Origin of the sequence: Microcoleus sp. S28C3 (genome assembly GCF_036700785.1) — a bacterium.
Classification (GTDB): domain Bacteria; phylum Cyanobacteriota; class Cyanobacteriia; order Cyanobacteriales; family Microcoleaceae; genus Microcoleus; species Microcoleus asticus.
This window is the reverse complement of sequence record NZ_JAUBPO010000177.1, coordinates 1-9,051: the sequence shown is the minus strand read 5'-3', so window position 1 is coordinate 9,051 and position 9,051 is coordinate 1. Positions and strand designations below refer to the sequence as shown.

General features: G+C 46.7%; 5 protein-coding genes. 3 read left to right on the top strand and 2 right to left on the bottom strand.

Annotated elements, in window-relative coordinates; translation table 11 throughout:
- Positions 1-62 precede the first annotated feature (62 nt).
- Positions 63-488, top strand: coding sequence for an REP-associated tyrosine transposase (locus QUA13_RS30400; RefSeq protein ID WP_333204550.1), 426 nt, complete (start codon positions 63-65; stop codon positions 486-488).
- 177 nt (positions 489-665) lie between these two features.
- Here QUA13_RS30400 and QUA13_RS30395 read toward each other — a convergent pair whose 3' ends face one another.
- Positions 666-1,706, bottom strand: coding sequence for a glucokinase (locus QUA13_RS30395; RefSeq protein WP_333204548.1), 1,041 nt, complete (start codon positions 1,704-1,706; stop codon positions 666-668).
- Between the two features lie 35 nt (positions 1,707-1,741).
- Positions 1,742-3,802 (bottom strand): amylo-alpha-1,6-glucosidase, encoded by a 2,061-nt coding sequence (locus QUA13_RS30390; RefSeq protein ID WP_333204545.1) that lies wholly within the window; start codon positions 3,800-3,802, stop codon positions 1,742-1,744.
- 317 nt (positions 3,803-4,119) lie between these two features.
- Between QUA13_RS30390 and treZ the strand changes: the two genes are divergently transcribed.
- Positions 4,120-5,949, top strand: a complete 1,830-nt coding sequence (treZ, locus tag QUA13_RS30385; RefSeq protein WP_333204543.1) for a malto-oligosyltrehalose trehalohydrolase — start codon at positions 4,120-4,122, stop codon at positions 5,947-5,949.
- Between the two features lie 240 nt (positions 5,950-6,189).
- Positions 6,190-8,988, top strand: coding sequence for a malto-oligosyltrehalose synthase (gene treY / locus QUA13_RS30380; protein ID WP_333204541.1), 2,799 nt, complete (start codon positions 6,190-6,192; stop codon positions 8,986-8,988).
- Positions 8,989-9,051 lie beyond the last annotated feature (63 nt).

The following is a 9,051-nucleotide window of genomic DNA, read 5'->3' as shown; positions in this document are numbered from 1 at the left end:
GCTGCCTATCTTTTTTTACCACAAGTTGGCTCAATCCTTACTAACTATGAGTTTCAGGCGGGTTGTCACCCCCCCAGGTCTATTTCATCACTTTTAATACTTGGGAAAAGCTGGAATTAACTCCGGCTGCGAGGCAAGTTGTCCTCAATGCTTGCAAGTTTTTTGATAGGCAAAGGTATCAAATATTTTGCTTAGTTGTAATGCCCGATCATGTGCATATGCTCATGCAGCCTTTAGAAAAGTCGGATAATAAATTCTGGTCGCTCAGCAGCATTCTGCACAGTATGAAAAGCTACAGTTCTAAACAAATTCCCAAGGTGATGAAGCATATTGGTACTGTCTGGCAGGATGAGCGACATGACCACATTGTCAGAGATGAACGAGAATTTCAGGTTTTTTGGGAATATATTAGGCAAAATCCTGTCAAAGCTGGTCTTTCAGTGACTCCAGAGGAATATCCTTTTTTCTGGCAAATGTATGAAGTTTAGCTTTTTCTGAATTTCTTGTGGGGTGGGATATTCTAGCCCGTCACAGGCAAGATGCCTGTGCCACAAGGATTTCACAGGCAAGATGCCTGTGCCACAAGGATTTCACAGGCAAGATGCCTGTGCCACAAAAATTCTTGTGGGGTGGGCTTCTAGCCCGCCCCAAATATTTGAAATCTCCTAAAGACCGGCCGCACAAACTGCGGCTCCAATTAACCCTACATTATCATTCAAAACCAATCGAACCGGCATCATTTCTAACAGCGAATCCATCCGGCCTTTGTGCGTAAAAGCTCGCATAAAACCCCCTTCTATAATCAGCGGCAAAATCTTAGCAGCGATGCCGCCGGCTATGTACAAACCGCCGTAAGGTAAAAGTGTGACAGCCAGATTTCCCGCCACCGCACCGTAAGCTTCTACAAACATTTGCATTGTTTGTTCGGAAAGCCGATCGCACTTTTTGAGTGCCGCCTGTGCAATTGTCGCCCCCGGATCGACACTCTTCTCGCTTTTACCGATTTCTGACTCCCATTTTTTGATAACTTCCCCTACCTCCGGCGATTCAGGAGCCAACTTTCTGTCCCGCAAAAACTGGTAAATAGAAACAATCCCTTGTCCCGAAACTACACGCTCGATAGATATTCTTTGAATGTCGTGTTTTGCTAACAAATATTTCAGCAATTGAAACTCCAACTCCGAACGAGGAGAAAAGTCACCGTGTCCCCCTTCCGAAGAAAAAACCCTGATACCATTTGCCTCGGGAATTGCAAAACAATTTCCCAAACCAGTCCCCGCACCAATAACAGCAATTGGATCGTGTTGGCGGGGTTTTCCTACTTGCAAAATGTGCAAATCTCGCTCGTCTAAACCCCATACGCCGTAGCCAACCGCAACAAAATCATTAATTAAACTGACGCGGGATATTCCTAATTCTTGTTCCAGACGCTTCGCATCCAGCCTCCAAGGCAAATTAGTCAGTTTTGCAGTGTTGTTAACCACTGGCCCTGCGATCGCAAAACAAGCTTTTTCAGGTTCAGGTGCAAAATTTAACTTAATAGCAGCTTCCGTCAAAAAATGCTGCACCATCGGTACTAAATCAGGGAACTCCCCGCTCGGATAGCGAAACTCGTAAAGAGCATTCATTTCACCCTTAACAGTCCTTTCCACCAAGCGCAAAATAGTCTTAGTTCCGCCAATATCGCCCGCTAATAATAATGCCATAAATCTCTTTTTCCACCAAACATAACATTCCCCATTTAAACACCCACAGTATTAATTGCCAACCAAGCACGCAGCACCTCAGCCACAGTCCAAGCTTGAGCCGTGCAGCCTCGGGGCGAGTGGGGGGCGTCGCCCTCAAAAATTTCGCTCAGACTGCCAACTCCGCTGGCTCTTATATGATGTGCCATAGGTTCGAGGAATTCGCTCGCTTGTGCTGGATCTTTGTATACGTGCAAGTGCGCCAAGACAAACGGGCCAATCAGCCAGCCCCAAGCTGTACCCTGGTGGTAGGCGCTGTCGCGCTGCAATTGGTCGCCTCCGTATGCGCCGCGATACTGCGGGTGCTGCGGGGAGAGGCTGCGGAGGCCGACAGAAGTCAGAAGCTGTTGAGCGCAGCCGTCCACAACGCCGCGACGCTGGATGGGCGTCAGTAACGGTGTATAGCGGGTTTCCTGGCGCATCCCCGCTGACAAGGAGTTGGCGGAGTGAGGAGAAATCGAGTTTAGGGGCAGGGATACGGCGAATATCTGGTTGGGCCGCAGGGAGCTATCGTCTCCGTCCGGGCCGTCGAGAACGTCGTAACAGTAACCGGTTGAGGCGTTCCAGAAGCGAGGGAATCCGGCGGCCGTTCGATCGCCCAATTGCTCGTATTCATTGTGAGGCTTGCCCAGTTTTCGAGCAAAACTTGCCATAGCTTGTATAGCATTGTACCAAAGCGCACTGAGTTCGATCGGCTTACCAATCCGAGGCGTCACCACCCAATCGCCGATTTTCGCGTCCATCCAAGTCAGTTGCACACCCTTCTCGCCCGCGTAGATTAAACCGTCATCGGGATCGAGGCGGATGTTATACCGAGTTCCCTGTACGTGCCAATCAACTATCTCACATAAGGTCGGCCAGAGTTCGCTCAAAAGCTCCTCGTCCCCCGTGGCATCGATATAAGCGCGAATTGCCTCAAAGTACCACAGCGTGGCGTCTGCGGTGTTGTATTCCGGTGCGCCGCCCGCATCCGGGAAGCGGTTCGGCAGCATCCCCCGATCGACATACCGCGCAAATGTCCGCAAAATCGAGCGCGCAATTTCCCATCGCCCGGTACAGATTGTGAGACCGGGCAGGGCGATCGTCGTGTCGCGCCCGTAGTCGCTGAACCAGGGATATCCGGCGATGATCGTTTTGCCTTGGGGTTCCTCCGCTAGCGGGCGGCTGACGATAAATTGGTCGGCGGCGAGCACTAAGGTATTGATCCAGTCGGGAGATTCGCTCACTTTGGACCAGTTGTGCAGCAGTTGTTGGTCATAAGTGTGGCGCACTTCTAAAGCTTTACCGCCGTTGAGTTCTGGATTTTTCTCGGTGCTGGCTATCAATGTCAGAGAACTTCCCGGTGCGATCGTCATGTGAAAAGTCGCCGCGTGCAAGTGATCCTCGCAGCAGTCCAATCCGCGCCGCTTTTCTGCTGCCAAGTCAAATCCGTAGTACCAATTGTATAAGGGCGTAGAGACGCGAAATTGTGCCTCTGGTTCGGCATCCGTCAGCAGGTACAGGGGTGCAGACTTGGGAAATGCCGTCACGCAAACCCCGCTTTCCAAGGTTTCTAGGCTCATCTGCCAGTCGCCGGCGCTCGTCGTGTGGTGGTAGTCGCGATAGTTGATTAGGGCTTTGACAGCGAGGGCGATCGGTTTTGAGGCGCGGTGCAAGCGGTATTGAATATATGTTGTGTTAGCACTTTGCTGCATCCAAATCCGCTTTTCTAGGATAGCGTCAGCGAGAGCAAACCTCCAAACTGGCGTCGTACCTTCGAGGTGAAAGCTTTCGACATATTTGTAGCCGTGAGGTCCGATCGTACCGTCGGCCCAGCGGTTTGTATAAAGCGGATAGGGGCGATCGTTATACACAGCCGTCTCGTCCAGCTTGGCGAGCATCAAAGTGCGTCCCAGCGGGGGTTTGAGGGCGGCTACCAGCAAGCCGTGATAGCGGCGGGTGAGGAGATTCGCGATCGTCCCGCTAGCATAACCGCCGATCCCGTTTGTGACCAACCACTCCCGAGACTCCGCCGAGTCGAGATTGCAGCAAATTTCCCGTCCAAAAGCCATAACCATAAAATCCACACTCGCGCTGATTTTTGACCTACCTTTAGGTAGATTTTTGACATGATATCAACCAGAAATATTAACCATTGCAGGTCGCTAATTTGGCGATCGCCCCCGTGCAGATTCATGCTCTAATTTAGACATAACCAACAGCTACTTTTGCCTAATACACAATTCTAACCCTTGATGGCTCTGTCTCAAGTTAGTTGTTTGTTATATTAAGTAATATTACCTTCTAAACAGGCGCTGAACGTTAAGGGCCAAGCATTTGATAGCGCGTCGGGCGATCGAACCACTAACCTATTTTATAAGGAGAACAACTAAAAGTGAAGATAGGAGCAAATTACCTCGGCAACAACCAATGTGAATTTACCGTTTGGGCGCCCACCATCAAACAAATAGCAGTCCAAATAGTTTCCCCAAAAAAACGCCTGATACCCATGCAACAATCTGCAGAAGGTTATTGGCAAACCACAGCTACAGACATTGAACCAGGAACCCTTTACACCTACCAAATTGAAGGAAAAACCGACCGACCAGACCCAGCATCAAAATATCAACCCCAAGGCGTACACGCCCCGTCGCAAGTAATAGATCAAAACGTTTTTACTTGGACCGATCCAAATTGGCAAGGCGTGCCGCTAGCCGAAATGATTATCTACGAACTGCACGTCGGCACATTCACCCAAACCGGAACATTTGAAGCAATAATTCCCCAACTCAAACAACTTAAAGAATTGGGAATCAACGCCATCGAAATAATGCCAGTATCCCAATTTCCCGGCGAGCGAAACTGGGGATACGACGGCGTATATCCCTACGCCGTCCAAAACTCCTACGGCGGCCCCGAAGGCTTCAAAAAACTCGTCAACGCCTGCCACGAACACGGTATTTCAGTAATTCTAGATGTAGTTTACAACCACCTCGGCCCCGAAGGAAATTATCTCAGGGACTTCGGCCCCTACTTTACCTCAAAATACGGCTCGATTTGGGGAGACCCCCTCAACTTCGACGACGCCTACAGCGACGGCGTGCGTAACTACTTTATTGAAAACGCTCTATACTGGTTTCGAGACTATCACATCGATGCCCTGAGATTAGATGCAATTCAAGCAATATTTGAAGTAGGTGCAAGACCTTTCTTACAAGAACTATCCGATGCCACAGCCGATATTTCCCAAGAATTAGGACGGCAACTTTACTTAATAGCCGAAAGCGACTTAAACGATGTCCGCACTGTACGTCCCAAAGAACTGGGGGGCTTCGGATTAGACGCCCAATGGTGCGATGATTTCCACCACGCATTGCACGCCTTGCTCACCGGAGAAAACGACCGATACTACCAAGATTTCGGCAAGTGCGAACACTTAGAAAAATCCTTCAAAGAAAGCTTTGTTTACTCCGGTCAGTACGCCCCCCACAGAAAGCGGAGACACGGCAATTCTGTTAAGGATGAACCGGGTCATAAATTTCTGGTGTTTGCCCAAACCCACGACCAAATCGGCAACCGCATTTTGGGAGACAGACTATCCAAAATAGTTGACTTGGAAGGATTGAAACTTGCAGCCGGCACAGTCTTAATTTCTCCCTACATTCCCTTCTTCTTTATGGGAGAAGAATACGGAGAAGACGCACCGTTTTTTTACTTCATTTCCCACTCAGACGAAAACTTAATTGAAGCTGTCCGCAAAGACAAACAACAAGAATTTAAAATCTTTGAAGGCCGAGGCGAGTTTAATGACCCCCAGAGTCCTGAGACTTTCAATAAGTGTAAGTTAAACTGGGAAAAACAAACCGAAGGCAAACACAAAATCCTTTGGGAATGGCACCAACATTTGATTCAACTGCGACGGACAATACCGGCCCTTAAAAAACTAGACAAAAACAGTCTAGAAGTGTCCAGCATTGAAGCGGAAAAAATCTTATTTCTACGTCGCTGGACAGATGACAGCCAGATATTCTGCATTCTAAACTTCAACAGGCAAGAGGTAGCTTTTACGGCTGCACTGCCCCAAGGCAACTGGAACAAAATTTTAGACTCTGCTGATGAAAAATGGATGGGTTCAGGTTCTAGCTTACCTGAAAAGATAAATTCACAGCAAGAATTGACTGTTAAACCCCAGAGTTTCGCACTCTACGAAATAATACAGAAATAGTAGGTTGGGCGGAGCGAAGCGTAGGGTTCGCTCCGCCCAACCCAAAAACTGATTTTAGATGGGCGATTTGAGATTTTAGATGGGAGCAAAAATCTCAAATTTTAAATATCAAATCTCACTAAAATCTCCAGTTAATGACCTTGGGCGGAGTGAAACGGAGAGTTCGTTCTCCACCCAAACTACTCTTTCTAATTTAACACAACAAATCCCACCAACTAACTAATTAGGAGTAAAATTAAGATGAGAATTCCCACAACAACTTATCGGATTCAATTTCATGCAGGTTTTAACTTTGAAGCCGCCAAACAAATTCTTAGCTATCTGGAAGAATTAGGAATTACCGACATTTACGCTTCACCGATATTTAAAGCCAGAAAAGGCAGCAGTCACGGATACGATGTCGTTGACTCCAATCAGGTCAATCCCGAATTGGGAACGTCAGAAAACTTTGAAGCGCTCACATACGAAATCAAAAAACGGAACATGGGATGGCTGCAAGATATTGTCCCGAACCACATGGCTTACGACACTCAAAACTTGCTGCTGTTAGACGTATTGGAACACGGGCCGGATTCCGACTATTTCGATTACTTCGATATTGAATGGAATCACGCTTACGAACATCTCAGAGGTCGAGTGCTGGCTCCGTTGCTGGGGAATTTTTATGGAGAGTGTCTGGAAAATGGCGAGATTCAACTCAAATACAGCGAACTTGGGCTGACTATCAATTATTATAGCTTACAATTGCCAGTAAAAATTGAATCTTATGCTAAATTTATCAGTCATAACTTGGGGCATTTAGCCAGGGAATTAGGCAGACGCCATCCAGATTTTATCAAGTTTTTGGGAATTCTTTATTTGATTAAAAATACACCTTCAGAAACTAAAGGTAAAGCCAGATACGATCAGATAGCTTTTGTCAAAGGACTGCTGTGGGAACTCTACAATCAAAATCCCATGGTGCAGGAATTTATAGATGAAAATATCAAAGTTTTTAACGGAGAAAAGGGGAATGCCGAAAGTTTTAATTTGCTGGACGATTTGCTTTCCGAGCAGTTTTACCGTCTGGCTTTCTGGAAAGTGGGGGCCGAAGAAATTAACTACCGAAGGTTTTTTACAGTCAACGAACTGATTTCGGTAAAAGTTGAAGAGATTAAAGTTTTTCACAAAAACCACGCTTTGATCTTCGACCTAGTTGAAGAGGGAAAGTTTACCGGACTGAGAATCGACCATATCGACGGACTGTACGACCCCACAGAATATTTGAAACGCCTCCGGGAGAGAACCGGAGACACTTACATCACTGTTGAAAAGATTCTGGAACACGAAGAAGATTTGCCTTCATATTGGCCAATTGAGGGAACGAGCGGCTACGACTTTTTGAACTACGTAAACGGCGTTTTTTGTCGGTGCGATCGCGAACAGCAATTTAGCGAAATATATCAGAGATTTACTCGCTTGAATGTTCCCTACGAACAGTTGTTTTTAGATAAAAAAGGACTGATTGTTGAGAAAAATTTAGCTGGAGATGTAGACAATCTAGCTCAATTATTGAAGAATATATCCGGTCAATCCAGACAGGGAAACGACTTTACTCGTCCCGGTTTGGAAAAAGCACTGGCGGCTGTTTTAACAATTTTTCCAGTCTACCGAACTTACATCAATCAAGACGGTTTGAGAGAGTCCGATCGCACTTACGTAAAATATGCGATCGCCCATGCCAAAGAACAAGTACCGCGACTCCTCAAGGAACTTAAATTTATCGAAACAGTGCTCTTGCTGGAAGAAGAAGAAACCCTAACAACCGAACAAAAAGAGCAGCGCCGGCACTTTGTCATGAAACTCCAGCAGTTGACAGGACCTTTGATGGCAAAAGGCGTTGAAGACACGCTTTTATACGTCTACTATCGGCTTTTATCCCTCAACGAAGTCGGAGGAAACCCCAGTCAGTTCGGCGTTCCGCTAGTAGATTTTCACGAGTTCAACCAACAGCAGCAAGCCGCTTGGCCGCACAAAATGAATGCTACAGCTACCCACGATACCAAACGCGGCGAAGATGTGCGAGCCAGAATAAACGTTTTGTCAGAAATTCCCGATGAATGGGAACAGCAAGTCAGGTCTTGGAGAGAGGTAAACTCTTCTAAGAAAGTCAACTTTGTGAATCGAATGGTTCCCGATACTAATGACGAATACTTCCTGTACCAAACTCTGCTAGGCAGTTTTCCGTTTGAGGGAATTGAAAACACTGATTATGTCGATCGCCTGAAAGATTATGTCATTAAAGCTGTCCGCGAAGCCAAAGTTTATACGGCTTGGCTGAGACCGGATAACGACTACGAAACTGGTTTTATGACCTTTGTCGATAGCGTTCTCGAACCTTCGGAACAAAATCAGTTTCTCCATAAATTTACACCTTTCTGGAAAAAAGTAGCTCTTTACGGAATTTTCAATTCTTTATCTCAAACGCTGCTGAAAATAACAGCTCCGGGCGTTCCCGACATTTATCAAGGGACGGAATTCTGGGATTTAAGCCACGTCGATCCCGATAACCGCCGTCCCGTTGATTTTGAGCGCAGGATCGAGGTTTTGCGGGAAATTAAAGAGCAAGCTCAGACGGATATTTTGCAACTGGTTGAAGATTTGATTGCGACGCGAGAAGACGCTAGAATTAAGTTGTTTTTGACGGCAAGAGCGCTAGAAGCGAGAAAAAAATACTTGCAAGTTTTTCAATCAGGCGACTATCTGCCGCTGCAAGCAGTTGGCACGTTTAAAGATAATGTTGTTGCCTTTGCCAGAAGCTTTGAAGATACTACCGTTATTGTCATTGCTCCCCGGTTTTTGGCGGGAATTGTCAAACCGGAAGAAATGCCGCTCGGTAAAGAAGTCTGGAAAGATACTAATTTGAAATTGTCCGAGGAAATGCCGTCGGTTTGGAAAGATGCGATTACAAATCAGGCGGTAGAAAGTAACGGTACGTTGGCAATTAGTGAAGCTCTAAGTTACTTTCCCGCGGCTCTGCTGATCGGTACTGGAGTTTAGACTAAGCACAAATTTACTCAGAAGGAGCTGAGTAGAAATTATGGTGAATTTAGAGAGAGATTC

Bases quoted from the DNA above. Each gene is read 5' to 3' on its own strand.
- QUA13_RS30395 (WP_333204548.1), bottom strand. From the start codon at position 1,706: ATGGCATTATTATTAGCGGGCGATATTGGCGGAACTAAGACTATTTTG.
- QUA13_RS30390 (WP_333204545.1), bottom strand. From the start codon at position 3,802: ATGGTTATGGCTTTTGGACGGGAAATTTGCTGCAATCTCGACTCGGCG.
- treY (WP_333204541.1), top strand. From the start codon at position 6,190: ATGAGAATTCCCACAACAACTTATCGGATTCAATTTCATGCAGGTTTT.